A 22,968-nucleotide genomic window follows, 5' to 3' on the forward strand; every position below is an offset into this window, starting at 1 on the left:
ATGGCTTTTCAAATCTTGCTGAATTTCATTCTGGCATTTGTATGGATGTTCCTGAAGACATCCTACTCCCCGGCCGCCTTTTTCGTCGGGTATTTCTTTGGCCTGCTCATCATCTATATGTTCCGCCGATTTTTCAATTCGCGGTTTTACTTGTTGAGATTCATTGCTGTAATAAATCTAGTCTATATTTTCACCAGGGAATTAATCCTTTCGAATATTGCAGTCCTTAAGGTAATCCTAAAGCCTAAGCTAGATATAAAGCCTGGAATTTTTGCATACCCAACGGAATTGAAACAAGACTGGGAGATTACCGTGCTCGCTAATCTCATTACATTAACTCCCGGTACCCTGGTCGTTGATGTCTCACCTGATAATAAAATCCTGTATGTGCACGCTATGGATATTGATGATGCTGAGGATTCTATCAAAGGGATCAGAGATACATTTGAAAAATCGATCATGGAGGTGAGCAGATGATGTTTAACATGATTATGTGGGTTTCAGCAACATTCATATCCCTGGCAATGATCGGCCTAATCTATCGCGTGATAAAGGGACCTACGATCGCTGATAGGGTGGTTGCCCTTGACGCAATCGGTATCAGCCTCGTGTCCCTCATTGCACTCGTCTCTATCCTGCTTGAAACAAGTGCCTTTTTGGATATCATCCTGCTTATCGGTATCCTTGCTTTCATCGGCACAGTCGCCTTTTCAAAATATCTTGAGAAGGGAGTAATCATGGAATATGACAGAAATGGAAATAGCTAAATTTTTTGCTGGCTTGTTCATCCTTGTGGGGGCATTTCTCAGCCTTGTTACGGCGTTCGGCCTGATCAGGCTTCCTGACGTTTATACGCGAAACCATGCTGCTTCAAAAAGCGCTACAATGGGTGTCATGCTTGTGCTGATCGGAACCTTCTTATATTTTTGGTTTATCAAGGATCATTTTAATTCAAGATTATTATTGGGCATCGGGTTTATTTTCCTTACCTCCCCGGTTGCAGGCCACTTAATCAGCCGAGCAGCTTATAACTCAGGCATCAAGCTGTCGGATAAGACGGTACAGGATGATCTGGCTGAAGCCAGAAAATCAATGCAGGAAATGAATCAGTAAAAAAGTAATGCCATCAGGTTAACCACCTGGTGGCTTTGTTTTTTTACTGAATGTTCAATTAATATCCATACCTTTCTGATATAGCGTGAAGTATAGTAAGGATGAAGAGATTATTCTTTTGGAGCCATACAGGGAAATTAAGCTTTTTTCATTTTGAAAGGATGAGGGTTTTATGGCTCATGTCAGAATTGCCATAATTGGCGGTGGAATTAGCGGTTTATGCTCAGCTGTGGCCTTGCAGAAAAAAGGAATCCACACCGAAGTGTATGAAAAGGCGAAAGAAATCAGCGGCCCTGATACTGGCATTGTTTTAAGCGGCAATGCGATAAGAGCATTTTATATCATGGGATTAGGCAGACAGATGCTTACGAATGGAGTAACAACCAATCATTGTTATGTTAAATCCCATTCAGGAGAAGTTATTGCAAAATTTGATTACCACTCTCCCACTCATATCCCAAATTATCTATTCATGAAGCGCTCCACGCTGATGAATATTTTAGCAGAAGCACTTCTTCCCGGTTCTCTCCACATGAATAAGGAATTAATTGACTTTGAACAGAATGCCCATACAATCAAATTGAATTTCAAGGATGGTTGCACTGCAGAAGCAGAATATCTAATTGGCAGTGATGGAACCGATTCCCCGATACGGAAAAAATTAATTCCAGACAGCCACCTTACCTTAACGGGATCCGTTTGTTGGCGCGGCTTCATAGATAACCCATCCTTTAACGAAATTCCATACACCGAAACCTGGGGACCCAGAGGCCGATTCGGAATCACTCCAATGCCCGGCAATCGCTTATACTGGTATGCATTTAAAAAATCCGCTTCAAGCCCAACGCATATGTTGAATTGGACTTCGATGGATTTATTGTTCAACTTCTTCTATTATCACGATCCTATCCAGCAAATACTGGAGAATACCCCTTCGGAAAATATAATTTTTGATGAACTATCTGTCATCCAGCCATTGGAACACTTTTATTATGGCAACATCCTCCTTGTTGGGGATTCCGCTCATGCTTCAATGCCGAATATTGGACAGGGTGCTTCACTGGCTATTGAGGAAGCTGCCTATCTTTCAAAATGGATCAGTACAGAAGATTCGATTGACAAGGCATTCGAGAAGTACGAGTTGAACCGGATGGCACGGATGAAACTAGTTAAAAATGAAACGAAAATATACGAGCTGGCAGCAAAAGTTGACTTCCCTATACTTTGTTCCATCCGCAATAAATTACTGCAGCTGGCTCCAGCAGGATATCATAATGAAAAACTGAGAAAAGTGGTTGAAATTTCTGATGAAATATAAGAAAAGCGCAAGCGCCTTGGTCAGCCCCGACAAGCGCTGGAGGGCCGACCAGTGAAGTCGTTCTTTGACTTCATTGGGCGGACCGAAGCGACTCGAGGGGCTAGGCGCTGGAGCTGGACATTTCTTGAAGTGAATTTTATACTTTCATATTCAGTAAAAAGATCAGCCAAGTAGGCTGATCCAACTTATTTTTTACGTTTAATTACAGCCATCGTACACCTTGATACGCAAATGAGATGATCGTCTTCATCCGTGATTTTAATATCCCAGACCATGGTGGTTTTCCCTTGATGCAGGACAGTGCCAACCGCTGTGACGAAACCATCCTTTTTAGCACGGATATGGTTGGCGTTAATTTCAAGTCCTACAACGACTTCATTCTCCTTATCGACCAATTCAAAGGCCCCGACACTTGCGACCGTTTCTGCCAGCGCTACAGATGCCCCTCCATGAAGCAGCCCAAATGGCTGTCTAGTGCGTTCATCCACTGGCATAGTTGCAGTGACTTTCCCTTTTTGCAGCTCCGTAATCTCGATACCTAATGAACCTAAAAGCGTTTGATTTAATTCCATGTTATCTGCCTCCTTAGATTTGCCAATTGAATTGCAAGGATTGCTGGAGAAACTAAAACTGTCCTTAGGGACGCATCCTGAATTATGAGGTGAACCGAATGAATCGAATTCGCGAGGGCATGATCCCAACAGTACTCGGGACTGCTGTCACTGCCGCAGGTTATGCAATGAAGCAAAACCGTAAAATCGATAAAATGATTTCCAACACTGTATTCGGTTTTGGTTTGGCCCATATTGTCCTGGGAGCTATTGATTTAGTCGAACACCGAAACGAATTTTAAAATAGAAAAGCGTAAGCGCCTTGTCAAGTGAACGTCGACTAAAACCGCCACGTCCTGTGGCAACGTCGGCACTAGGACATCGTGTCCGTTGAAGGGCCTGACAGTGAAGTCGGTTTTTGACTTCATTGGCAGGACCGAAGCGTCTCGAGGAGTTAGGAGGCGCAGCTAGACAAGCGACTCGAGGGGCTAGGCGCTGGAGCTGGACAATAAGAAAAGCGCACGCGCCTCGTAGTGAAATGCGTATGAGAAAGGCGGCTATTTTTGCTGCCTTTCCTGATATATGCCGCTTTCCGTTCCAAGAGCACTTTCTATTCCTTCATTCTTCATTTTTTTCTTTTTAAAAACAAAGATTCCAGCTGCTGCCGCTGCTGCTATAATTACGAGGAGCCACATTTCTTTATTATATTTCATGATTGCATCCATTTTATCCCCGAATAAATATCCTATCATATAAACCGTCAATACCCAGATAAACGCACCACTATAAGCAAAAACAGCAAATGTCTTAAATGAAAGCCTGCTGAAGCCATATAGCAATGGAACCAGATTCCTAGCACCCGGTACGAAGCAGCTGAGGAATAATGAAAAAGCATGATATTTATCCATCATCTTCATCGAGGATTCGATTGTATCCGCAAACCGCTTCCTTTTTTCCAGGAAGCGCAATAGCCTTCTTCCTATTATCCTTCCCACCAGATAGATGCTGGTAAAAGCTGTCGAAATACCCAGGTAGGAAACCAGGAATGCAAGGTATGGATCAAGGGAGCCCATGGACGAAGCGAGTCCTACAGTCATCAGGAGTACTTCATTTGGTACTGGGATGATAAAAATGCCGAACCAAAGCCAAAAAAACAACCCCATATAGCCGTTCTCTTCAATAACATTGATCACCAGATCCAAATCCATACGGCACCATCCCATTCATTTAATTAAATTATAGAAGTATATATGTATTACATTTCTCTTTTCTTCATACATTCCCTCTTTTTTAAATTCTCAAGCGCTTTTACTTTTTTTCGCATCATACCCACTGATCGAACTTCATAAATTGAAAGGGATGACAAAAAGGTTCCAACACTATCCTGATCAAAAAGAAAGGGGAAGCAAATGCATTATTTATTTTATTGTAATGCTGGACGAGATGAATCGAACACCATTCCTGACTTCCGCCCCTACCCTGAAGTAAATACAGTCCTATTCAAGACTTCCGCTACAAAAGCAATCATGCTAATGGAGGATGCCAACCAGGTGATGAAGAAAATCACCTCTTCCTCCTCATTTTCAAATGACTTAATGGCTGCTGCCCAACAATCAAATCAGGCTCAGGTTGAACACCTTGTCGATTCTGCTGGGATCAAGAAAAAGCCGAAAATAACCTATAATCCTGATGGAATAACAATGACCTTTCAAGACAATGTCGGGGACCGGGAATGCTGCCACATCATCCTGAAGTTAAGATGGGAATGAAGAGGAAATCCAACACTTCTTCAGCATATTTTATTAAAAAAGGGGAATTCTGCTCTTCAAGCTGGAAGCCCAGTTGGCAGCACCTGTTTTTTAAACAACAAAAAGCCGCCGTTGTCCAGAACGGCGGCAATTATTATACAATCGGTTATGTGACGGATAAAATCATTTTCCAAAACGAGTAATCCTATAAACTAATCCCAGGATAGACGCTCCTCTTTCCAAGGATCCCCATACATATGGTAGCCGTTTTTCTCCCAAAAGCCCGGCTTGTTTTCATCAGTAAATTCAATCCCTCTAAGCCATTTCGCGCTCTTCCAGAAATACAAGTGAGGGATTACAGCTCTTAATGGGTAGCCATGTTCTGGTGTAAGCTGTTCACCATTGTGGGTATGTGCAAGCAGACTTGAATCCATAACAAAATCCTCAATCGGCAGGTTTGTTGTCCACCCCTCTTCAGCATGCAAGATTACATATTTCGCACTTTCCTTAGGTTTTGCCATCCTGACCAGTTCCTTTGTCGGGATACCTTCCCAAACATTATCAAGCTTGGACCAGCCTGTGACGCAATGGATATCATTTCCCGAGTTTTTTTGCGGGAGCTTCATCAGTTCATCAAATGTGAGTACTGTTTCCTGAATCACATGTCCCCAAATCCTTAATGTCCAGTTATCAAGATTTTTATAGTTGGGGATATTCCCATAATGAAGCACGGGAAACGCAGTCGTGACATTTTGATTTGGCGGGACTCTGTCAGATGGAGCGGTTTTTCGCGGCTTACCAAAATACATGATGCTCACCTCATTTTTGGCTTTATCTCTTCACATTGTAGCGCTTATTACTGAGTTCTGTTGTTTTTTTACGTGTTGGGCCGGTTTTGTTCCTTGTCGAAACAATTTTATTGCTTAGAAAAAGCGTTATTACTTGTTCCATCCCTTTTATGACTAGTAAAATCGCATTTATTACTTGTTTCATTAGCTTTATTACTTGTTAAATCGCATTTATTACTTGTTGAATTCATTTTATCACTTGTTGGTGTGATTCAAACAAATTAATAAAGTTTTTAGACTATGTCTGTGTTCTTACAATAAAAAAGACCCTAAAGCATCTGCTCCAGGGTCCTGTTTCACGATTTTATTTGATTGGTTCGAATCTCTCAACTAGCAATGCAAGTGTACGCGCCATGACGCCGGTTGCGCCTGCCGGACCCAGGTCGTGATCCTTGCCTGTTGTTGCTGTTCCGGCAATATCAAGATGTACCCATGGAGTGCCTTCAGCGAATTCACCGACAAATGCGCCGCCCATGATCATATGGCCTTCGGCACCAGGAGAATTGTTAAGGTCAGCGATTTTACTGCTCCTGACTCTCTCCAGGTCTCTTTCGAATATCGGCAGACGCCAGATTGGCTCTCCTGCTTCATATGAAGCTTCGAGAACTTGTTCAAACAAAGCTTCATTGTTCGTCAGCGCACCTGAGGTATGAAGTCCCAAAGCAGTAATGACTCCTCCTGTCAGTGTGGCGATGTCGACAAGATAGTTCGCCCCATGATGCTTTGCATATGTCATTGCATCTGCAAGTACAAGACGTCCTTCTGCATCGGTGTTTAATACCTCGATCGTCTTCCCGCTCATGGATGTAATGACATCATCCGGCTTGAATGCTGTTCCGCTGATCATATTGTCTGTTGATGGTATAACCGCAACAACATTCTGCTCAGGCTTTAGCTCGCCGATTATCTCCATTGCCCCGAGGACTGCTGCAGCACCGCCCATATCCGATTTCATACCTACGATCCCTGCCTTAGTCTTAATTGAGTATCCGCCTGTGTCAAAGGTGATTCCCTTACCGACTAATCCGATTACATCTGTCCATTCTTCTTTTCCCTGGTACTTGAGGACAATCATCTTTGGCGGTTCAGCGGATCCCTGATTAACAGCGAGGAGCGCGCCCATGCCGAGCTTTTCCATTTCTTCTTTTTCTAAAATCTCAGCTTCAAACTCATATTTCTCAGCAAGTTTTTTTGCATACTCAGCCATGTCTGATGCAGTCAGAAGATTGCCTGGTGTATTAACAAGCGTACGTGCTGAGTTCGTTGCCTTACCAAATGCGTATCCAACCTCAAGAGCGGCTTCAACCTCTCCCTCTTCATCTACACTGTATACCGTCAAATTCTCAATGCGCTTTTCAGGCTCGTTTGATTTCTGCTTATAGCCTTCAAATTCGTAAGTCGCCATCGCCAATGCTTCACTTAACGCGTGGGCTGCATCGTTAAGTTCAACAGCATCGGATGTAAAAGTATCAAGCAATACAGCGGCTTCTGTCCACTTTTCTGTTTTGGAAGTCTTGAACAGGCGTCCAAAGGCTTCTCTTAATGTTTCAAAATCAAGTTCCTTTTCATGTCCAAGACCGACAAAGTATAGCTTTTTAGCACCTGTTTTACCGAAAGTATGTATCTTTGAAACTGCTTTTTTCTTAGCTGAAATTTCACCGTTTTTCACCAACTCAGTCAGCTGCCCGTCAAAAAGCTGATCTGCTTCAGCAGTGACTCCTTCCAATCCGGACGGTTTATTAAATAGGCCGATTACCAGGCAGTCATGGCTGTTCGTTAATTTAAATTCATTATTCACATTGAACAAATTGGTTCACCTCCGTATATTATAGTTTCATTATAACGAAAACGTAAAAATATTTCGACTTCCTAATCGATGCTTACATTTGATTTATATAAAATAACAGCCATTAATGAATATCCTCCAAATATAAATATAGAACTGGCAGCACCGGAAGATCACTAACCTGTTCATAAGGAACCCTGTCTATATTTTGCGGGAATATAGCTAGACATGCTTCGATGAAAGGATAAATTTTTTCGAGGTCCATTCCCCAGTGAACAGGGCGATAGGACTGTAAATAATCATGGGCTGCCTGCATCATCAGACGGGCACCTTTTACATTTCCATAACTATAATGGTAAATCGCCACACTCATTTGCAGCAGGCCTTTTAAAAAATAATTTCTTTTGTCCGTCATCCACATATCTTCAAGCAAGTCATGGCAGGTATAGTAGTCCCCTTCGTTGAACTTAATAAAGAACTCGTAGTATTCTGCCGGGTATTCTGTCAAAATCCTCACCCCAATTCTAGCGGTTAAAACTATATTATCAAAACTATGGTATGACTGTAATGAATTACACTTTCTTGGGTATTACTTAATAAAGGCACTTTTATCTTCCTCAAGAAACACGGTCTCCGAGGACAGTTCGGGAGCCGCCTAGATCCGCTTTTTCCGCAGGATATGAAAAAGCATCCTCGAACACCACAAGCATAGTTTAAAAAAGAAAGAGAATAGGGGGCAAAGATATGGATTTACTTACAAATTTCCCTTTGTGGGCTTCACTTGCGGCTATTTTTTTCGCGCAGTTTATCAAGGTCCCAATTCAATATATTGCGACAAGAAGGCTTGATTGGTCATTGCTGACTAGTACTGGGGGAATGCCAAGCTCACATTCAGCAGCGGTGACGGCACTATCTACCGGAGTTGCCCTCGAAACAGGTATGGATTCGGCCGTTTTCGCCGTTTCAGCCGTATTTGCGATCATCACGATGTTTGATGCATCGGGCGTCCGCAGGCAGGCTGGAGAGCAAGCGATTGTACTGAACCAGCTTGTTGCGGATTTCTCAAGATTTGCAGAAGAGGCAAAGGGCTGGCAGAATAAGCCGGAAAAAGAAAAACAAAAGGAATTAAAAGAATTGCTTGGCCACAAACCGATCGAAGTATTTTTCGGCGGACTAAGCGGCATCGCCTTGGCCCTGTTGCTCCATTACCTATTATCATAAATACTACAGACTATCCCTTTCACAAGAGGCAGGTGAACACATTGAGAGTTATTTCGTTATGCCCAAGCAACACTGAAATCATGGAATTTCTAGGTTTAACTGAACTGCTGGTCGGAGTAGATGATTTTTCCGATTGGCCTGAATCCATAAAAACACTCCCAAAACTGGGTCCCGACTTGTCAATTGACCTTGACCTGGTGGAGGAATTGAAGCCAGACCTTGTTCTAGCTTCACTCAGTGTCCCGGGAATGGAAAAAAATATTGATGGCTTAAAAGCCCGCGGCATTCCTCATATCATTTTGAACCCGCAATCCCTTCAAGATATAGAGAATGACTTACATTTAACTGCAAATGCCTTAAACATGCCTGAACGAGGTAATGAAGCGGCTCAACATTTCCGGAGCAGGCTTGACGCGATCAAGCAAAAAGGAGCAAAAACCTCCTTTAAGCCAAAGCTGTATTGGGAATGGTGGCCAAAACCCGTTTTCACACCTGGCAGGATTAATTGGCTGACAGAACTATCAGAAGCTGCAGGGGCTGTAAACATTTTTAAAGATGTCGAACTGGCAAGTGTCCAAACAGACTGGGATGATGTCAGTTCACGTAAGCCGGATTACATTTGCATAGCATGGGTAGGTGTCAGAAGACAAAAGGTGAAAAAAGAATTAATCACCGGACGCCCGGGCTGGAATGAGATGGATGCAGTCAAACAGGATCGCATCCTGATTCTCGAGGAAGAACTTTATTGCCGCCCTTCCCCAAGACTGCTCGATGGCCTTGAAAAATTGCATCGCCTGATCCATGATATATAAAAAAATAAAAAGGCAAACTCCGTCTGGAATTTGCCTTATCTTTTATCAGGATTTCTTGCCGCCGATATATTGCTGGCGAAATACCTGCATCGATTCATTTTCATTTAGCGCTTTCAGGTCATCTTCAGTCAATTTCCCATCGCCTATTTCAATCACATAGACATCCAGCGTCTTTTTACCCCACTGTTCATATACATCACTTACAGTGTCATAATAAAGATCAACCTTATTACCTTTAATGGCACCGCCCTTATCTGCGACAACCCCAAACCCATATCCCGGAATAAAAAGAATCGTTCCTATCGGGAATACGTTTAAATCCGCTGCGACGGTTGAATATAAATCACGTTTTACTTTTACACCTGAGTATGTAATTCCATATTCCGGATGACCAGGGTTTTTACCGGTGGATTCCATTCCTGCTGTATAACCTGTAGCTATAATTGTCTTTTTAGGATATTGGGACCAATTAAGCGATTGTTCAAGTGTTGGCGGAGTACCCGTGACTTTTTCACTTGATGAAATCTTGGTCTTGAAATCTGAAATCTTTTTCAAAAACTTAAAAGCTAGTCCAACAGATTTCTTACTATGTTCAAATTGTGTCGTATCATCTTGGTGTGTTCCTTCGTTGTCAAATATGTATGTAGCAAATGTTGCAGCTTCTACGCCTGAAATCGAATGGAACGTTGATGTTATGGCAGCAAAAAATAAAACCGCCATCGCTGAGCGTCTGGCCCATATTTTTAAAATATTCATAAAATTTTTCACTCCTCCCAAATCTATTAATTTCCCATCGCAACAAGAAATATTCCAAAAGGAGCAAAAAAGTGTTAAAATACCTATTTACACTTCCAGTAAAAGTAAAATGACACTTTGAACTTTAAGATAGTTTTCTTCCTTTCCTAATTTTTATGTACAAAAAAACCTCCACTAAGGTGAAGGTTTTTGTTTTGATTTTTAGATTTTCAGCAAAAGGGCTTGAAACAATCTTTCTTAAAACATTTGGTACCCTTTTTTCCTTAATAGCCTGATGATGATTCCAGCAAGGATTGCTCCGGCCAATCCACTGCTTAAAATCAGGATATCTGCCATAGCCAGGCCGGAAACTCTCTGCCCAAGGTCCGTAAAAGCTTTTCCGCTATTTGTGAAATACTCGATAAACCGGACCTGATCAATAATAAATATGGCGATTAAAGGATAGATAACAGCCATGATCCAAGACATTCGTAGTAACATATTTAACAAGAAACCAATTCCAAAAAACAATACAAAAAACAATAACATCGAAATGATGAGTGTTACTATTGTTAACATCTAAATCCCCCCATTACACATCATTTCTAGTTTACTGTTTGTCCTATTTCGAGTCAATGAAATGCTAAGGGTGGAAAAAAAGAAAAAACCCCGCATTTGCGAAGGTCCAAGATGCACTGCCTTATTTTTTTGATTTACCTGAGCCGCTGCAGCAAGAACATGTTTCAGAACCGCCAAGCAGTAATTGGAAATATCCTTTACCTGAGCAATATGGACATTCTTTTGTGTCATGTGTATGCATTTTCATTTGTTTATCTCTCCTTTTTATATTATTGAATTTTCTGATAATATATCAGACATTCAATGTATTTGAAAAGGTTCAAAAATGACCAAAATAGTAGATTGAAAACGGATACATCATCGTTTTTCTTTAATTATCTGTCACTTCCTTTAAATTTCAGAAAATTATAAAAATAACTTATAATCCGTATAATGAAATTGCGGTCCAGGGTCTATCCCCTCAACGCTTGATTTGGTTTTAATTTGCACGCTTAACAAATATTTCAGTAAGACTGACGTTTCGGGATCATCTTCAAGTATTTGAGGAGCTATATACTTTGCTTCAAATAATTCACTTTCCTGGGCAACGACCTTTTGTCCTGGCAATGGATTAAGGAGGAAGATGAGCATATTATCGCTGATTGAGTCCCTGATAACTCCTGTCCTTACACCAAGTAAGCCTTCGACTTTACATTCAATTCCCGTTTCTTCGAGGACTTCTCTAACAACCGCTTGATCTGCGGTCTCACCTTCCTCTACAAACCCCGCCGGGAGAGACCAGCTTCCTTTCAGACCGCCATATCGTTTTTTTACCACTAACCAGCTTCCATCATCACGAATCACAAGCCCCGCTACCCCAAGCCAGACATTCTCACGTTTCCCCATAAATTAATCGCCGCCCGTTCACTTTTTTTCATTATTTTACACAAAAAAACAGGCCCCATAAAGAAGCCTGTTTCATGTATGTGTTATTAAAGGATATTAAACTTTCCTTTTTTAAGGACTAATGATGGTCCGCCTATCATGTAAAGTGAACGGTTGTCGATTATTTTCTTCATGATTGAAGCCTTCGTGCCGACCATTTTCTTGCCGAATGCTACGCCTATTGCATCGTCTTCACCAAGTGAACATACTGTACCTTTGATGTCAGGAGTAAATGTTTCTAACTCTGATTTCCCGCGAACAAGTGCAGCGATATTTCTAGCACATACTTCACCTTGCTGCATTGCAATCTGTGCAGTTGGAGGGTATGGGCGATTAATTTCTTCATTGATGATCAACGAGCAATCACCGACGATGAATACATTCTCTGAGCCAGGAATTCTCAGGTCAGGCTGTACCTTCACACGGCCGCGCATTGCTTCGATTCCTGATTTTTCAATGACAGAGCTTCCACGTACACCAGCAGCCCAAACAACGGTACCAGATTTGATTTCTTCGACTTCTTCTTCGCCTTTTGCAACGATGATGCCCTCTGGAGTTGCTTCTTTGATTGCCGTTCCGATGCGGAACTCTACGCCTTTTTTCTCAAGCTGAGATACAGCATAGTTAACAAGCTCAGGGTCGAATCCAGGAAGAACCATTGGTGCTGCTTCAACACACACGATTTTAACTTTATGGAAATCAACATCGTATTCACGGCAAAGCTCAGGAACACGATTCGTCAATTCACCAAGGAATTCGATTCCTGTGAATCCAGCGCCGCCGACTACGATTGTCAAACGCTCGTCTTTTTTCTCTGCTTCAGTATTGTAAGTAGCGAATTGATATTCAATGTGTTCACGAATCTGTCTTGCTGCGTTCACATTAACGATAGAGAAAGCATACTCCTTCAAGCCTTTAATACCGAAAGTTTCAGATTCAGCACCTAGGGCAATGACAAGATAATCGTAAATAATATCGCCGTTTTCAAGGATTACACGCTTTTCATCCATTTTAATTTCTTCTACTGTGCTCTGGATGAATTCAACCTTGTGACGGTCAATCACATCACGAATGTCGTACCTGACTCTGTCATGATGCAAAGTTCCTGCTGAAGCCTCATGCAGCCAAGTAGTTTCATAATGGTAATCATTTTTATTAACTAAGACGATATCTGCTTCATTTACTCCAACAGCTTTTTGCAAACGGGTAGCTGTCATTAATCCCCCGTATCCTGCTCCTAAAATTACGATCTTTGGCTTTCTCAAAGTGATCACTTCCACCTTTTTAATATATTTTTGGGCGAATGGCTCATCTCTATTTGCTGCCATTTTTTTCACGAATAAGTTTGTGATATTATTCACTAAAAAGTTCAAAAAAATGTCCTGAAAATGTCACAAAATCTTAACATTCTCGTCTACAATACATGATATTCTTTTTACCTCGCATTTTCAAGCTATAAACTAAACTTAGAAATATTCAGAAAATAGACCTTTTTCCCTATTTTTTAATGTAAAATGATGATTTTTTCTAAAATATATTGTTCCTAATTGAATCTTCTATTATGATAATGAGTTTTAATTTTCTATTTATGGTATTATAAAAATTGGAGCAATTTTACTACATAGTGAGGGGGATATGGAGTGAAAGAAGATCAAAAAGTTTATGACATCACGATTATTGGCGGGGGGCCAGCTGGTCTATTCACTGCTTTCTACGGCGGAATGAGACAAGCATCTGTTAAGATTATTGAAAGTTTGCCACAATTAGGCGGGCAATTATCAGCACTGTATCCAGAGAAATACATATATGATGTTGCCGGTTTTCCAAAAGTCCGTGCTCAGGAACTGATTGATAACCTGAAGGAGCAAATGGCAAAATTCGAGCCAGCTACTGCTTTGGAACAATCAGTCGAAAAGCTTGAAAAGCTGGAAGATGGCTCATTTAAATTAACGACTGACAAAGAAATACACTATACGAAGACTGTGATCATCACAGCCGGAAATGGTGCTTTCCAGCCTCGGAGACTTGAACTCGAAAGTGCTGCACAGTACGAAGGCAAAAACCTGCACTATTTTATCGATGATTTGAATCAATTCGCTGGCCAGAAAGTGGCCGTTTTAGGCGGAGGAGATTCAGCAGTAGACTGGGCATTAATGTTAGAGCCAATCGCTGAACAGGTTACGATTGTACACCGCAGAGACAAATTCCGTGCTCATGAACATAGTGTTGAAAATCTTCAAAACTCTAAGGTGGATATCAAGACACCTTATATTCCTACCGAGCTTATTGGTGATGGAAATAAAATCAGCCAGATTGTTCTTCAAGGTGCAAACGGTGAAGACACAGTAAATGTGGATGTGGATTCAGTAATCTGTAATTTCGGTTTCGTTTCTTCTCTGGGACCAATTAAAGAGTGGGGCCTAGAAATAGAAAAGAACTCAATTCTGGTTAACTCAAAAATGGAAACGAATATCCCGGGCATCTACGCTGCAGGAGACATTTGCACATACGAAGGAAAAGTGAAATTGATTGCGACTGGTTTTGGCGAAGCACCAACAGCTGTCAACAACGCTAAATCATTCATTGATCCGAAAGCGAAGACACAGCCGCTTCATAGTTCTTCAATGTTTAAATAATTCTACAAAAAAAAGCAAGGTCCGCGGACCTTGCTTTTTCTTTAGCATTCTTCAGGCGTACCTTCACGAGTCGCTGTCTTGAAGCTAGAACCGCAGCCACATGATGCGATCGCATTCGGGTTTTCGATCGTGAAACCGCCGCCCATCAATGATTGCTTATAGCTGATTTTCGTACCCATCAGGACAGGCGCGCTTTCCTTGTCAACAAGGATGCGAATGCCATGCTGTTCTAATTGGGTGTCCCCTTCTTCCACTTCATGAGCAAAACCCATTCCGTATGAAAGACCGCTGCAGCCTCCGCCTTTAACAGACACACGCAAAAAAGCGTCCTCTGTTTCATTTTGTTTCATCATATCTTTAACCTGCAATGCAGCTTCTTCTGTAAGAATCACAATGTTTTCCATAATATGAAACCTCCTTGATCCCTTTCTTATAGTATACTCAGTGTTTTTCCAATCCTCAACCAATCAAACTAAAAAAAGAATGATAGGGTTATTTTTACAAAATTTATCCCCGTCCGCTCAGTTTAACTGGTATAATATACCTAAGTTTCACTAAAAAATATAGGTAATTCGGCAGGTGATGGCGTTGGCACAGTTAGAACCGTTATATGATAAAAAGTATAAATGCACCATGTGTGAACAGCCTTTTGCGACAAAAAAGGTGCGTTCCCGATTTGTGAAAGTCCTCAGCTATGATACTGATTTCGCCCCCCTGTATGCAGTAGAATCCGTGAATCCTAATTTATACTATGTTAATGTCTGCCCAACTTGCGGTTTTTCTTTTACAGATGAATTCAGCCTTTATTTTCCGCCAGGCGCTGACAAAGTCATTTCCGATAAAATATGCAGCCAGTGGGTGCCCCATGACTTCAGCGCGGAACGCACAATCAATGAAGGAATTAATACCTTCAAGCTCGGCGCTTATTGCTCAACACTAAAAAAAGAAAAGCATATTGTTACAGCAGGGCTATATATAAGGGCGGCGTGGCTTTACCGTGGACTGGCAAATGAACTACAAGAAATGCGCTTTCTGAAACTAGCTCTGTCTCAATACACTGATTCGTTCAGCACTGGTGACTATAGCGGGACGCATGTATCCGAATTGAGGCTGATGTATTTGATTGCCGAACTTTCAAGGAGGACAGGCAACAGCCAGGATGCTGTCAGATTTTTCTCCAGGGTGATTGAGAAACAAAGACAGTCTGTCGAACCACAAATCATCCAAATGGCAAAGGATCGATGGCAGGAGATGCGGGAAGAACAAAAAGTATATTAAACGAATTGGTTTATGAGGAAAGCAGAAAATAAAAACAGGCTGGCATTGGAGTTTCATGCCAGCCTTTTTATATTAAAACATTGGGTTTTCGTCCAAATATTGATAGATATTTTCAACCAGTTCCTCTGGAGTTTCCCCTGTTACAGGGTCACCATTTACTAGCGCAAACATTGACTGAGCACATTTTCCACAGTAACCGAGGCAGCCGTATTCAATCACGTCCAGATCCGGATCCCTCTCAAGCTCAGCCCTCGCTCTTTGTGCGCCGCTCGCGAGGTTGCTGATGCAAAATTCAATGATAGGCTTTATCATTTTTTTCACCTCTCTACTAATTTTTAATCGTACCTTTTTTAGGAGAAAACGTCAATTTCTCTGGCTCGATCGTTCCATAAAATTGTTGTTATTTTGTCACAATTTCGTTATACTTTTTATGGTGTTTAATCGAAGCAGAAAAATATAGTAAAATAATTTAAAAATGTATCCGTTTTCGGGTTTTTAAAACGAGCTGGAAAAACTTCATTAACTGTCTTTTGAAGAGTTAAAAAGGGGAAATTCACATGAAAAATCTCGTTATACTTGGCGGAGGCTACGGCGGCATGCGTGTCCTGCAAAGATTGCTTCCGAATGACCTGCCAGAAGATGTCACTATCACATTGATTGACCGTGTACCTTACCATTGTTTAAAAACCGAATATTACGCTCTGGCTGCTGGTACGATTTCTGATCAGCACATCAGAGTAGCGTTCCCTGAGCATCCCCGCCTTAAGGTGAAATATGCGGAAGTTACTTCCATCAACATTGAGGGTAAAAAGGTTGAACTCAAGAATGGCGAGGCTGTTGATTTTGACGATTTAATCATCGGCTTAGGCTGTGAGGATAAATATCACAATGTACCAGGTGCGGATATCTTCACATACAGCATCCAATCAATTGAAAAGTCACGCTCTACCTACCAGGCACTCAATAATTTGCCAGCAGGTTCAACAGTAGCGATTGTCGGAGCGGGATTAAGCGGAGTTGAGCTTGCGAGTGAATTAAGCGAAAGCCGCAAAGATCTGAAAATCAAGCTCTTTGACCGTGGAAACCACATTCTATCAGCGTTCTCTGAAAGACTGAGCACTTATGTGGAAAATTGGTTTGATAACCACAATGTTGAGATTATCAACAATGCGAATATTACTGAAGTACAAGAAAATGTATTATACAACCATGATGAACCGATTGTTTGCGATGCAATTGTCTGGACTGCCGGCATTCAGGCTAACAGGCTTGTCAGGGAAATGAATGTTGAAAAAGACGGTATGGGAAGAGCCCTGCTGACTCCTCAACACAATATTCCTGGCAACGAACATGTCTATGTCGTCGGAGATTGCGCGAGCTTGCCTCACGCCCCTAGCGCACAGCTAGCAGAAGGACAAGCAGAGCAAATCGTCCAGGTTCTTCAGAAACGCTGGAAAGGCGAACAGCCGCCAGAATCTTTCCCAGTGATCAAGCTGAAAGGTGTCATAGGCTCCCTTGGAAAGAAACACGGCTTCGGACTCGTTGCAGAACGTCCGATTACAGGACGTGTCGCACGATTGCTGAAGTCAGGCATTCTGTGGATGTACAAGTATCATAATGGATAGGGCATTTTTTCAAATCGAAATCCCCTGAAAACCTTGATATAACAACACTTTAAGTTTTCAACACCTTGAAATAGATTTTAAAAAATCGAATTTTGGGCGGCGTTTGGGCGGTGTTTTTAGGTGGGTATAGTTATATAGGGTTTAGCCATGACCCTCCTTGAAATAAATGGAGCTGAGACTATCTCGGCTCTTTTTTTATCCGATTTTTATTCTCACCCCGCTTTCAGGCTGCCGCTTTTCTTCCACACCTTTCAATGAGTTTACAAAATCAGTGAAGGTTTGTGCCTGAAATACTTTAAAAGGATAATCACCATCAATCGCATAACGCTGATCAGATATAATCAGCACATGTGGGAATGGCTTTGCTACGATATCCCCATTAAATAAATCAACATACCTATCCATCTTTTCATCCATAAGCTTATCAGAGTAAATGGTGCGCTGTACTTCAACAAAGAATCCTGTGCCGCGATATGTGCAATAAATGTCAGGCTCCGCTCCACCTTTCTTTCCATATTTCGGCTCAACCCAAAAACTCTCCAATTTACCCAGCTTTCTCATGTCCTTATAGACTTCCAATATCGCTAGGAAATGCCCTATTTTAGCACTGTTTTGCTTCATAGACACATCTGGACCAAAGTAGACAAATGGAGTGAATGCTGTGCTCCTCTGAATCTGTCCGTCACGCAATAAACGAAGGAGAACATTGTTGGCTGCATACTTTGGATTTTTCAGACCTGCAAAGTGCAATTCAGCGATTGAATCACGATCCATCACCCTGAATCGGTTTAAATCTTTGATGATGGCTTTATCTCTTTCAGTTAACATAAGAACACATCCTCTTCGGTTAGTTGTTTAGGCTCTTCCTTCGGCTCCTTTGGAGTGATATCCTTTACAGGCTTCTTAGATATGCAGAATGGATTCAGAAGCTTCTTAGCATCTTCCAGTTCTAAATACGGTGCTTGTAAGTTGTAGACCTTATCGGCATTCATGACAAAGTGACCGCTTTTCTCGATTTTATCTGCATCAGGTGTATTGACTATCCTCGCTTCAATTTTATCCCTGAGTTTAAAACCCATAGAAACAGTCAAATTTGCTCTGATTGTCGTGTCTAATACTTGGGCGTTCGGTCTCTGCATCGACAGGATGGCGAACACTCCAAGCGTTCTGCCGATGGCTACAATTTCAGTGAGTATATCCATGACCGTTTCATCTTTGCGCAACATGACAAATTCATCTATGCAGACGATGATATATGGCCGCCTGTGTTCGGCTGGCAGGTCATCCACATGAGAGACCTCAAACATTTCAGTCAGGTCGCTTCTCTCGGTCAATTCCTTTTTAATCCCTTTCAGCATTTTGGCGATCTGCTTTCCATCTGATAAAACGCATTGAACATGCTCAACTTTTCGGAATATGTGAAACTCTGACTTCTTGCAATCGCCCAGGTAAAGTTGAAGATCTGATGGTCTTTTATTTAATATGAGTGTGGTCAGTATGGATCGCAGCTGAGTTGATTTCCCGGACCCAGTTTCCCCGGCAATTAAAATGTGAGGTTGTTTTAATAAATCGAATGTGATATATTCACATGTTCTATCTTTACCTGCTATGATACCTAGCTTAAATTCCTCGACTTGCTTCCTGATTTCCTCCGCATTGTAGTTAAGTACCTCTGTGGAAGCGTTCTGATAAACAGTGAAAACGAATTTCTTTATTTCTCCATCGATTTTTATCTGCTCCCCGAACACTTGACGGAAAGCGTAGAAGTTCTTTTTTAAAATATCAGGATTTAAACCATTTGGAAGGGTAAAGACAAATTCAGTGGAGTGGTCAGTGGTTCGTACAGAGTGGATTTTAGGGAAGATTTTACGTTCATCGCTTCCAATGGTCTTATATAGTCCGGCATACCGGAAAGCTTTAATCATTCGCTTACGTGCCATTAATTCGCCCCAGAAGCTCATTTGAGTATCCACCACACAATCGGATTGTTTTCTAAAAAGTAAACTCCTGCAGCCATGCCAGCCAGTGGAACAATGATTTTCAAGCATGTGCCTAGCCAATGCCAACCAAATTCCTCTAAGGTTTTATCGAGCGCTGCCAATATCAAGGTGCCACCCGCTGCCAGTAATAATCCCGGTGTAAATAACATGTTGAATCCCTCCTTTTATTTTCCGCAAGTACAATCTGTGCAAGGCTTACCGCACCATGAACAAGTTGGGATGTATGGGTCTGTGTCTCTTTTGACTTTCATTGTAAATTCCTCCTTAATTTTCTGATTTCTTAATTGTCAAATTATCTGAATAATCGGTTGGTTTCCTCGCGCTCCTTCCCCTCTCTCCCAGCTTCGCTTCATTCTTTAACAAATTTTGTTTTCCTTGTTGCTAATGGCTTTCTTCTTGTACAAGTGGACTTAATATAAACAGATGATAATGATTTGAAAAACACTTACCTCTCAGATAATCTCTTTCCACAAATGATTGCCTACTGTTTTCCTACTGTGTAGCTCCTGTGATGATAGCCTATGCCCAAGATCAACATGAATTGCCTGTACATGAAAGATAAATTTAATTTTTATGAAAAAAATATTTAAAGGACTTGCTATTTTTATGTCGAATTGGTTATAAAAGGTAGGAGGATACATATATGTTTAGTAATCAACTGGACTACTGGATGATCAAGAAGGGCATAAAAAATACCCATTTAGCGAAGATTTGCAAAGTATCCGAACAGACTTTCTCGAAGTGGAGACAGAACCGAACTCAGCCGGACATAGAATCAGCTGCCATTATCGCAAAGGCTCTCCACATTACAGTTGATCAATTAATTTTTGGAGAAAAAAAGGAGGAATTATCATGATTTATTTATTAGCTTTTATTTTGCCGCCTGTTGCCGTTTTATTGAAAGGAAAGCCATTTCAGGCACTTCTTAACCTGGTTCTTACATTGTTCTTCTGGCTTCCAGGTGTCATCCATGCATGGATCGTGATTAATGGAGCAAATGCAGATAAACGAATGAAGAAGCAAGCGAAGTTGATTGCTGAAGCAAACAGACAGAGTGAACGTTAATATTAAAATTAAATACCTTTCCCCAGCTGGAAGGGTACAACAGAGTGGCAGCTTCCCATTGAGAGGGCGAAAATCTGAAAAGATTGCTTTTGAATGGCTTAAACAGATCAAGAGGGAAGTTAATTTTGAGGAATTACTTGAAGTGATTGTGGATGGGAAAGAAGATATAACTGAAAAAGTGATAGAAATGGAAAAGGCCCCACTCGATTAAAGAGTAGAGCCTTCTTTTTATTTATTCACCGACATTAACCCAGTGAACACCGTTGAAACGTTTTGCAAATTGTCCTCCAGCAGACATTCGTGATAATACGTGCCGCTTAATAGCTCCGTATCATCTGGATCCAGTTTAATTTTCACTTCGCCATTTTCCACAGTTATTCCGTCACCTGTCGACTTAGAAAGGACATTTTCCACACTGGAATAAGACCTCGGCTTTGCTGTCCAGTTAATAGTTACCCCTGTTAGGTCATCCGCTCCGTCAATCGTGAAAGTTAAATATTTTGTATCCCCCGCACTCATGGAGAAGTTTTGATTCTGCATCGTCATGTTCATCCCACCTTTCAATGAAACAGTTAATTCTCTTTTTGCTTTCAATGGCACATATAACTCCTGTTTAGCGACAAGGTAGACATATAAATCCCTCTTCCCTTGCAATCGGATAGTGCCTATTTTCTGCTGGTCAGGATTGAAGGAAATTTGCTTTGTATCGAAATTGACTGCTGCATTTTCATATAAAGACTGAATCAAATCGTAATGTGTGGAAGAATCAGCAAAGAGAACAAGGTGAATGTCACCCTTGCCCTCTCCTGATTCATATATCGCCTGTTTTAAGTCAAAAGCGTTTATCCCTGACTCATACGTCACCTGTCGGCTATCGTGCAAAACAGAGCCATCAGAGTACAATAGAAAACGCATATCAAAAGGAGTCTGACCTACTTGCCCATCGTTGAATATTTCTTGAAGCATATCAAAGGATGTGGAGGAAATTTGGTATACTACTTGTTTCGTGTCCGATGATGTTGAGCCATCTTGATACAGGATATTGCGAATATCAAAAGGATTTGTTCCATCTTGATATAGAGCCTGTTTAGTGTCCACACTAACAGAGCCATCTGTGCCAGTAGGAGTACCGCCTGTGCCATCGTCAAGCCATGTGCCGCCGGTCAATGTTGCGTGGTTTCCGTTGCCTGATTGGTCTTGGACTGTTCCTGTTGACATGTCGTAGTGAGCGACTAAATTAGAGCCATTGAAAAATTTTATTGAGTAAATATTTCCTTTAGTATTTTTTGTTCCATCATTCCACGAAAAAACATTTGCATTATCAGTGGTCAGACTTGCTAGATTTACGTCTAACAGTCTTCTTACTCCTATCGGAAATTGAGACATCCCTCCATAAGTTTTCCCATCGGTAAAATAAGTTCCACCTGTAGTATAAGCACTGTCAAAAATACCTGTTCCGCCTGTTCTTACATCTAGCAAGGCATACCTTGATTGTGGTTGAGGACTATCCATAAAATAATCAATAGTCATTTTATTAAACGTTATTGTCGATGTTCTTAAGAAATCATCCACACCATCCATTTGCAGATATTTCGCCATACCTTACACCGCAAACTTACGATAATTCACAGTTAGCTTAATATCCGTTTTATTCTGCACACTGCCTACAGATGGAGTCGTGATTTTCACCCAGAAAGGCTTGCCCACATTGCTGTCTGATATATTCGCCATAGTCAATGCCGTACCTCCTGATAGGTAAGTGCCAGCTACACCCGCATTATCAGGAGCAAGCTGAATCCATGTGCTTTCATCGGTACTCACGCTGTCTGTCGGGTCTATGTTGATGTTCTCGAATCGTTCAGCAGCATTATCGTTGAAAAGCCATAATTTCATTTCCACTGTACTTCCTGTGATTGGATGCTGTGTGCTGATGGCATTTGAACCGTCACCTGTGGAAACAATATCAGTCAATCCTACATTTTTAGAGATTTTCAACATTTGAACTCCCCCTATTCCGCTTTAATAAATCCACTGAATCCAGCTTTTTTTAATTTATCCAGCAAGGCTTCTGCGTTTCGCTCGTCTGCAAATGCTCCTACTTGCACCTTATACAGTTTCCCTGATGGAGTGGAGGACTTCTGAATAGGTTTATGTGCAGGTTTGTTTTTCAAGCTATATTGAACCGCCAGTGCATCCACAATGGCTTCTGCTACTGCCCTTCGATAGTTGTCTGATTTCAGCTTAGTCAAATCCGTTTTATTGGTCATGAATCCGCACTCTGCAAGAACCGCAGTCATGTGCGATTCCCTGAGAACGTGAAAGTCGGCTGTTTTCACTCCACGATTAGGCAGACCGCTTGCTCTGAGTAGATTAGTCTGAATCTTGATCGCCAACTCATACGCTTCTTTAGGCTTTGTTTTATAAACAAATGTTTCAATGCCTGAAGCGTCATGCCACCCACCATTGCCGAATGCATTTGCATGGATAGAAACAAATACATCCACATTAAGTTGATTAGCTCTGTCTGTTCTCGTGTTAAGAGGAACATCGAGCTTTCCTGTTGGATCATGGGCTGTATAAACCGTTACATTTTCATAACCCTCCAGTAAGGCTTTTGCATAAGCTGCAACCGCTGAGTTAAACTCATGTTCTTTCATGCCATCAGGTGATTGTTTCCCCTGGGTAAATAGGCCATGACCTGCATCTAACATGATTTTCATAATGTTACC

32 protein-coding genes are annotated in these 22,968 nt (G+C 41.5%); 14 read left to right on the forward strand and 18 right to left on the reverse strand.

Annotated features, from left to right (window positions below):
* The 4 genes from AABM38_RS20250 (at window position 1) to AABM38_RS20265 (ending at window position 2,431) form a co-directional block, all read left to right on the forward strand.
* The gene (locus AABM38_RS20250; protein ID WP_335374906.1) at window positions 1-477 is read left to right on the forward strand and encodes a Na+/H+ antiporter subunit E; all 477 of its coding nucleotides are present in this window, start codon (window positions 1-3) and stop codon (window positions 475-477) included.
* Entirely contained in the window at window positions 477-767 is a 291-nt protein-coding gene (locus AABM38_RS20255) for a Na(+)/H(+) antiporter subunit F1 (RefSeq protein ID WP_335375097.1), read from the forward strand. The genes AABM38_RS20250 and AABM38_RS20255 overlap by 1 nt, the downstream gene beginning before the upstream one ends.
* Window positions 745-1,113, forward strand: coding sequence for a monovalent cation/H(+) antiporter subunit G (mnhG, locus tag AABM38_RS20260; RefSeq protein WP_423407983.1), 369 nt, complete (start codon window positions 745-747; stop codon window positions 1,111-1,113). The genes AABM38_RS20255 and mnhG overlap by 23 nt, the downstream gene beginning before the upstream one ends.
* A 172-nt stretch (window positions 1,114-1,285) precedes the next feature.
* The gene (locus tag AABM38_RS20265; RefSeq protein ID WP_423407984.1) at window positions 1,286-2,431 is read left to right on the forward strand and encodes an FAD-dependent monooxygenase; all 1,146 of its coding nucleotides are present in this window, start codon (window positions 1,286-1,288) and stop codon (window positions 2,429-2,431) included.
* Window positions 2,432-2,616: 185 nt separating this feature from the next.
* Here AABM38_RS20265 and AABM38_RS20270 read toward each other — a convergent pair whose 3' ends face one another.
* On the reverse strand, window positions 2,617-3,003 hold the full coding sequence (locus AABM38_RS20270) for a PaaI family thioesterase (protein ID WP_423407985.1): 387 nt from the start codon (window positions 3,001-3,003) through the stop codon (window positions 2,617-2,619).
* Window positions 3,004-3,101: 98 nt separating this feature from the next.
* On the opposite strand from AABM38_RS20270, the gene AABM38_RS20275 reads away from it, so the two are divergent.
* Window positions 3,102-3,284 (forward strand): hypothetical protein, encoded by a 183-nt coding sequence (locus AABM38_RS20275; RefSeq protein WP_207502121.1) that lies wholly within the window; start codon window positions 3,102-3,104, stop codon window positions 3,282-3,284.
* Between the two features lie 255 nt (window positions 3,285-3,539).
* On the opposite strand, the gene AABM38_RS20280 is transcribed toward AABM38_RS20275, so the two are convergent.
* On the reverse strand, window positions 3,540-4,190 hold the full coding sequence (locus tag AABM38_RS20280) for a DedA family protein (protein WP_423407986.1): 651 nt from the start codon (window positions 4,188-4,190) through the stop codon (window positions 3,540-3,542).
* Window positions 4,191-4,391: 201 nt separating this feature from the next.
* Here AABM38_RS20280 and AABM38_RS20285 point away from each other — a divergent pair, with 201 nt between their 5' ends.
* Window positions 4,392-4,751 carry a hypothetical protein gene (locus tag AABM38_RS20285; RefSeq protein ID WP_423407987.1) on the forward strand — a complete coding sequence of 120 codons (360 nt, stop codon included), beginning with the start codon at window positions 4,392-4,394 and terminating at the stop codon, window positions 4,749-4,751.
* A 191-nt stretch (window positions 4,752-4,942) separates the two neighbouring features.
* Here the strand turns inward: AABM38_RS20285 and AABM38_RS20290 are convergent, their stop codons facing one another.
* From AABM38_RS20290 to AABM38_RS20300, 3 genes are all read right to left on the reverse strand, one after another.
* Window positions 4,943-5,539, reverse strand: coding sequence for a sulfite oxidase-like oxidoreductase (locus AABM38_RS20290; RefSeq protein WP_423407988.1), 597 nt, complete (start codon window positions 5,537-5,539; stop codon window positions 4,943-4,945).
* Window positions 5,540-5,882: 343 nt separating this feature from the next.
* On the reverse strand, window positions 5,883-7,385 hold the full coding sequence (locus AABM38_RS20295) for a leucyl aminopeptidase (protein ID WP_423407989.1): 1,503 nt from the start codon (window positions 7,383-7,385) through the stop codon (window positions 5,883-5,885).
* 103 nt (window positions 7,386-7,488) lie between these two features.
* Entirely contained in the window at window positions 7,489-7,872 is a 384-nt protein-coding gene (locus AABM38_RS20300) for a DUF309 domain-containing protein (RefSeq protein WP_423407990.1), read from the reverse strand.
* 236 nt (window positions 7,873-8,108) lie between these two features.
* Here AABM38_RS20300 and AABM38_RS20305 point away from each other — a divergent pair, with 236 nt between their 5' ends.
* Window positions 8,109-8,585: a divergent PAP2 family protein gene (locus AABM38_RS20305; RefSeq protein ID WP_423407991.1), complete on the forward strand. Its 477-nt coding sequence runs from the start codon at window positions 8,109-8,111 to the stop codon at window positions 8,583-8,585.
* Between the two features lie 41 nt (window positions 8,586-8,626).
* The gene (locus tag AABM38_RS20310) at window positions 8,627-9,397 is read left to right on the forward strand and encodes a cobalamin-binding protein (RefSeq protein WP_423407992.1); all 771 of its coding nucleotides are present in this window, start codon (window positions 8,627-8,629) and stop codon (window positions 9,395-9,397) included.
* Window positions 9,398-9,442: 45 nt separating this feature from the next.
* Here the strand turns inward: AABM38_RS20310 and AABM38_RS20315 are convergent, their stop codons facing one another.
* The 5 genes from AABM38_RS20315 to AABM38_RS20335 form a co-directional block, all read right to left on the reverse strand.
* Entirely contained in the window at window positions 9,443-10,153 is a 711-nt protein-coding gene (locus AABM38_RS20315) for a 3D domain-containing protein (RefSeq protein WP_423407993.1), read from the reverse strand.
* A gap of 237 nt (window positions 10,154-10,390) precedes the next feature.
* A complete protein-coding gene (locus AABM38_RS20320; RefSeq protein ID WP_423407994.1) occupies window positions 10,391-10,711 on the reverse strand; it encodes a YuiB family protein in 321 nt (106 codons plus the stop codon).
* Window positions 10,712-10,832: 121 nt separating this feature from the next.
* Entirely contained in the window at window positions 10,833-10,952 is a 120-nt protein-coding gene (locus AABM38_RS20325; protein WP_423410811.1) for a YuiA family protein, read from the reverse strand.
* A 164-nt stretch (window positions 10,953-11,116) separates the two neighbouring features.
* Entirely contained in the window at window positions 11,117-11,596 is a 480-nt protein-coding gene (locus tag AABM38_RS20330) for an NUDIX domain-containing protein (RefSeq protein ID WP_423407995.1), read from the reverse strand.
* An 86-nt stretch (window positions 11,597-11,682) separates the two neighbouring features.
* Window positions 11,683-12,900 (reverse strand): NAD(P)/FAD-dependent oxidoreductase, encoded by a 1,218-nt coding sequence (locus tag AABM38_RS20335; protein WP_423410812.1) that lies wholly within the window; start codon window positions 12,898-12,900, stop codon window positions 11,683-11,685.
* A 375-nt stretch (window positions 12,901-13,275) separates the two neighbouring features.
* Between AABM38_RS20335 and AABM38_RS20340 the strand changes: the two genes are divergently transcribed.
* Window positions 13,276-14,271, forward strand: coding sequence for an NAD(P)/FAD-dependent oxidoreductase (locus AABM38_RS20340; RefSeq protein WP_423407996.1), 996 nt, complete (start codon window positions 13,276-13,278; stop codon window positions 14,269-14,271).
* Between the two features lie 41 nt (window positions 14,272-14,312).
* On the opposite strand, the gene AABM38_RS20345 is transcribed toward AABM38_RS20340, so the two are convergent.
* Window positions 14,313-14,675, reverse strand: a complete 363-nt coding sequence (locus AABM38_RS20345) for a HesB/IscA family protein (protein ID WP_423407997.1) — start codon at window positions 14,673-14,675, stop codon at window positions 14,313-14,315.
* Between the two features lie 184 nt (window positions 14,676-14,859).
* Here AABM38_RS20345 and AABM38_RS20350 point away from each other — a divergent pair, with 184 nt between their 5' ends.
* Window positions 14,860-15,549, forward strand: a complete 690-nt coding sequence (locus tag AABM38_RS20350) for a DUF2225 domain-containing protein (RefSeq protein WP_423407998.1) — start codon at window positions 14,860-14,862, stop codon at window positions 15,547-15,549.
* A 72-nt stretch (window positions 15,550-15,621) separates the two neighbouring features.
* On the opposite strand, the gene AABM38_RS20355 is transcribed toward AABM38_RS20350, so the two are convergent.
* Window positions 15,622-15,861: a YuzB family protein gene (locus tag AABM38_RS20355; protein WP_423407999.1), complete on the reverse strand. Its 240-nt coding sequence runs from the start codon at window positions 15,859-15,861 to the stop codon at window positions 15,622-15,624.
* Window positions 15,862-16,106: 245 nt separating this feature from the next.
* On the opposite strand from AABM38_RS20355, the gene AABM38_RS20360 reads away from it, so the two are divergent.
* Window positions 16,107-17,174 carry an NAD(P)/FAD-dependent oxidoreductase gene (locus AABM38_RS20360; protein WP_423408000.1) on the forward strand — a complete coding sequence of 356 codons (1,068 nt, stop codon included), beginning with the start codon at window positions 16,107-16,109 and terminating at the stop codon, window positions 17,172-17,174.
* A 195-nt stretch (window positions 17,175-17,369) separates the two neighbouring features.
* Here AABM38_RS20360 and AABM38_RS20365 read toward each other — a convergent pair whose 3' ends face one another.
* The 3 genes from AABM38_RS20365 to AABM38_RS20375 are packed head-to-tail and all read right to left on the reverse strand — an operon-like array spanning window position 17,370 to window position 19,323.
* Window positions 17,370-18,002 carry a hypothetical protein gene (locus tag AABM38_RS20365; RefSeq protein WP_423408001.1) on the reverse strand — a complete coding sequence of 211 codons (633 nt, stop codon included), beginning with the start codon at window positions 18,000-18,002 and terminating at the stop codon, window positions 17,370-17,372.
* The gene (locus tag AABM38_RS20370; RefSeq protein ID WP_423408002.1) at window positions 17,996-19,135 is read right to left on the reverse strand and encodes an FtsK/SpoIIIE domain-containing protein; all 1,140 of its coding nucleotides are present in this window, start codon (window positions 19,133-19,135) and stop codon (window positions 17,996-17,998) included. Before AABM38_RS20370 ends, AABM38_RS20365 begins: the two co-directional genes overlap by 7 nt.
* The gene (locus tag AABM38_RS20375; protein ID WP_423408003.1) at window positions 19,132-19,323 is read right to left on the reverse strand and encodes a hypothetical protein; all 192 of its coding nucleotides are present in this window, start codon (window positions 19,321-19,323) and stop codon (window positions 19,132-19,134) included. The genes AABM38_RS20370 and AABM38_RS20375 overlap by 4 nt, the downstream gene beginning before the upstream one ends.
* Window positions 19,324-19,817: 494 nt before the next feature.
* On the opposite strand from AABM38_RS20375, the gene AABM38_RS20380 reads away from it, so the two are divergent.
* The 3 genes from AABM38_RS20380 to AABM38_RS20390 are packed head-to-tail and all read left to right on the forward strand — an operon-like array spanning window position 19,818 to window position 20,450.
* The gene (locus tag AABM38_RS20380) at window positions 19,818-20,030 is read left to right on the forward strand and encodes a helix-turn-helix transcriptional regulator (protein ID WP_423408004.1); all 213 of its coding nucleotides are present in this window, start codon (window positions 19,818-19,820) and stop codon (window positions 20,028-20,030) included.
* On the forward strand, window positions 20,027-20,239 hold the full coding sequence (locus tag AABM38_RS20385) for a YqaE/Pmp3 family membrane protein (RefSeq protein ID WP_423408005.1): 213 nt from the start codon (window positions 20,027-20,029) through the stop codon (window positions 20,237-20,239). The genes AABM38_RS20380 and AABM38_RS20385 overlap by 4 nt, the downstream gene beginning before the upstream one ends.
* 58 nt (window positions 20,240-20,297) lie before the next feature.
* Complete coding sequence (locus AABM38_RS20390) at window positions 20,298-20,450, forward strand: hypothetical protein (protein WP_423408006.1); 153 nt, start codon at window positions 20,298-20,300, stop codon at window positions 20,448-20,450.
* A gap of 17 nt (window positions 20,451-20,467) precedes the next feature.
* Here the strand turns inward: AABM38_RS20390 and AABM38_RS20395 are convergent, their stop codons facing one another.
* Genes AABM38_RS20395 through AABM38_RS20405 form a run of 3 tightly spaced genes read right to left on the reverse strand, consistent with a single transcriptional unit; the run spans window position 20,468 to window position 22,959 of the window.
* The gene (locus AABM38_RS20395) at window positions 20,468-21,838 is read right to left on the reverse strand and encodes a hypothetical protein (protein ID WP_423408007.1); all 1,371 of its coding nucleotides are present in this window, start codon (window positions 21,836-21,838) and stop codon (window positions 20,468-20,470) included.
* A gap of 3 nt (window positions 21,839-21,841) precedes the next feature.
* Window positions 21,842-22,237: a hypothetical protein gene (locus AABM38_RS20400; protein WP_423408008.1), complete on the reverse strand. Its 396-nt coding sequence runs from the start codon at window positions 22,235-22,237 to the stop codon at window positions 21,842-21,844.
* An 11-nt stretch (window positions 22,238-22,248) separates the two neighbouring features.
* Complete coding sequence (locus AABM38_RS20405; protein ID WP_423408009.1) at window positions 22,249-22,959, reverse strand: N-acetylmuramoyl-L-alanine amidase; 711 nt, start codon at window positions 22,957-22,959, stop codon at window positions 22,249-22,251.
* Window positions 22,960-22,968: the final 9 nt, after the last annotated feature.

Source organism: Heyndrickxia sp. MSNUG (genome assembly GCF_049532715.1).
In the GTDB taxonomy this organism is placed as follows: domain Bacteria; phylum Bacillota; class Bacilli; order Bacillales; family Cytobacillaceae; genus Mesobacillus.

What these genes read in the sequence shown, in the direction of transcription:
- AABM38_RS20250 (WP_335374906.1), top strand. Translation starts at nt 1, where the DNA reads ATGGCTTTTCAAATCTTGCTGAATTTCATTCTGGCATTTGTATGGATG.
- AABM38_RS20360 (WP_423408000.1), top strand. Translation starts at nt 16,107, where the DNA reads ATGAAAAATCTCGTTATACTTGGCGGAGGCTACGGCGGCATGCGTGTC.
- AABM38_RS20285 (WP_423407987.1), top strand. Translation starts at nt 4,392, where the DNA reads ATGCATTATTTATTTTATTGTAATGCTGGACGAGATGAATCGAACACC.
- AABM38_RS20385 (WP_423408005.1), top strand. Translation starts at nt 20,027, where the DNA reads ATGATTTATTTATTAGCTTTTATTTTGCCGCCTGTTGCCGTTTTATTG.
- AABM38_RS20405 (WP_423408009.1), bottom strand. Translation starts at nt 22,959, where the DNA reads ATGAAAATCATGTTAGATGCAGGTCATGGCCTATTTACCCAGGGGAAA.
- AABM38_RS20275 (WP_207502121.1), top strand. Translation starts at nt 3,102, where the DNA reads ATGAATCGAATTCGCGAGGGCATGATCCCAACAGTACTCGGGACTGCT.
- AABM38_RS20365 (WP_423408001.1), bottom strand. Translation starts at nt 18,002, where the DNA reads ATGTTAACTGAAAGAGATAAAGCCATCATCAAAGATTTAAACCGATTC.
- AABM38_RS20290 (WP_423407988.1), bottom strand. Translation starts at nt 5,539, where the DNA reads ATGTATTTTGGTAAGCCGCGAAAAACCGCTCCATCTGACAGAGTCCCG.
- AABM38_RS20265 (WP_423407984.1), top strand. Translation starts at nt 1,286, where the DNA reads ATGGCTCATGTCAGAATTGCCATAATTGGCGGTGGAATTAGCGGTTTA.
- AABM38_RS20395 (WP_423408007.1), bottom strand. Translation starts at nt 21,838, where the DNA reads ATGGCGAAATATCTGCAAATGGATGGTGTGGATGATTTCTTAAGAACA.
- AABM38_RS20375 (WP_423408003.1), bottom strand. Translation starts at nt 19,323, where the DNA reads ATGTTATTTACACCGGGATTATTACTGGCAGCGGGTGGCACCTTGATA.
- AABM38_RS20315 (WP_423407993.1), bottom strand. Translation starts at nt 10,153, where the DNA reads ATGAATATTTTAAAAATATGGGCCAGACGCTCAGCGATGGCGGTTTTA.
- AABM38_RS20330 (WP_423407995.1), bottom strand. Translation starts at nt 11,596, where the DNA reads ATGGGGAAACGTGAGAATGTCTGGCTTGGGGTAGCGGGGCTTGTGATT.
- AABM38_RS20370 (WP_423408002.1), bottom strand. Translation starts at nt 19,135, where the DNA reads ATGAGCTTCTGGGGCGAATTAATGGCACGTAAGCGAATGATTAAAGCT.
- AABM38_RS20280 (WP_423407986.1), bottom strand. Translation starts at nt 4,190, where the DNA reads ATGGATTTGGATCTGGTGATCAATGTTATTGAAGAGAACGGCTATATG.
- AABM38_RS20305 (WP_423407991.1), top strand. Translation starts at nt 8,109, where the DNA reads ATGGATTTACTTACAAATTTCCCTTTGTGGGCTTCACTTGCGGCTATT.
- mnhG (WP_423407983.1), top strand. Translation starts at nt 745, where the DNA reads ATGACAGAAATGGAAATAGCTAAATTTTTTGCTGGCTTGTTCATCCTT.
- AABM38_RS20325 (WP_423410811.1), bottom strand. Translation starts at nt 10,952, where the DNA reads ATGCATACACATGACACAAAAGAATGTCCATATTGCTCAGGTAAAGGA.
- AABM38_RS20255 (WP_335375097.1), top strand. Translation starts at nt 477, where the DNA reads ATGTTTAACATGATTATGTGGGTTTCAGCAACATTCATATCCCTGGCA.
- AABM38_RS20380 (WP_423408004.1), top strand. Translation starts at nt 19,818, where the DNA reads ATGTTTAGTAATCAACTGGACTACTGGATGATCAAGAAGGGCATAAAA.
- AABM38_RS20345 (WP_423407997.1), bottom strand. Translation starts at nt 14,675, where the DNA reads ATGGAAAACATTGTGATTCTTACAGAAGAAGCTGCATTGCAGGTTAAA.
- AABM38_RS20320 (WP_423407994.1), bottom strand. Translation starts at nt 10,711, where the DNA reads ATGTTAACAATAGTAACACTCATCATTTCGATGTTATTGTTTTTTGTA.
- AABM38_RS20355 (WP_423407999.1), bottom strand. Translation starts at nt 15,861, where the DNA reads ATGATAAAGCCTATCATTGAATTTTGCATCAGCAACCTCGCGAGCGGC.
- AABM38_RS20400 (WP_423408008.1), bottom strand. Translation starts at nt 22,237, where the DNA reads ATGTTGAAAATCTCTAAAAATGTAGGATTGACTGATATTGTTTCCACA.
- AABM38_RS20270 (WP_423407985.1), bottom strand. Translation starts at nt 3,003, where the DNA reads ATGGAATTAAATCAAACGCTTTTAGGTTCATTAGGTATCGAGATTACG.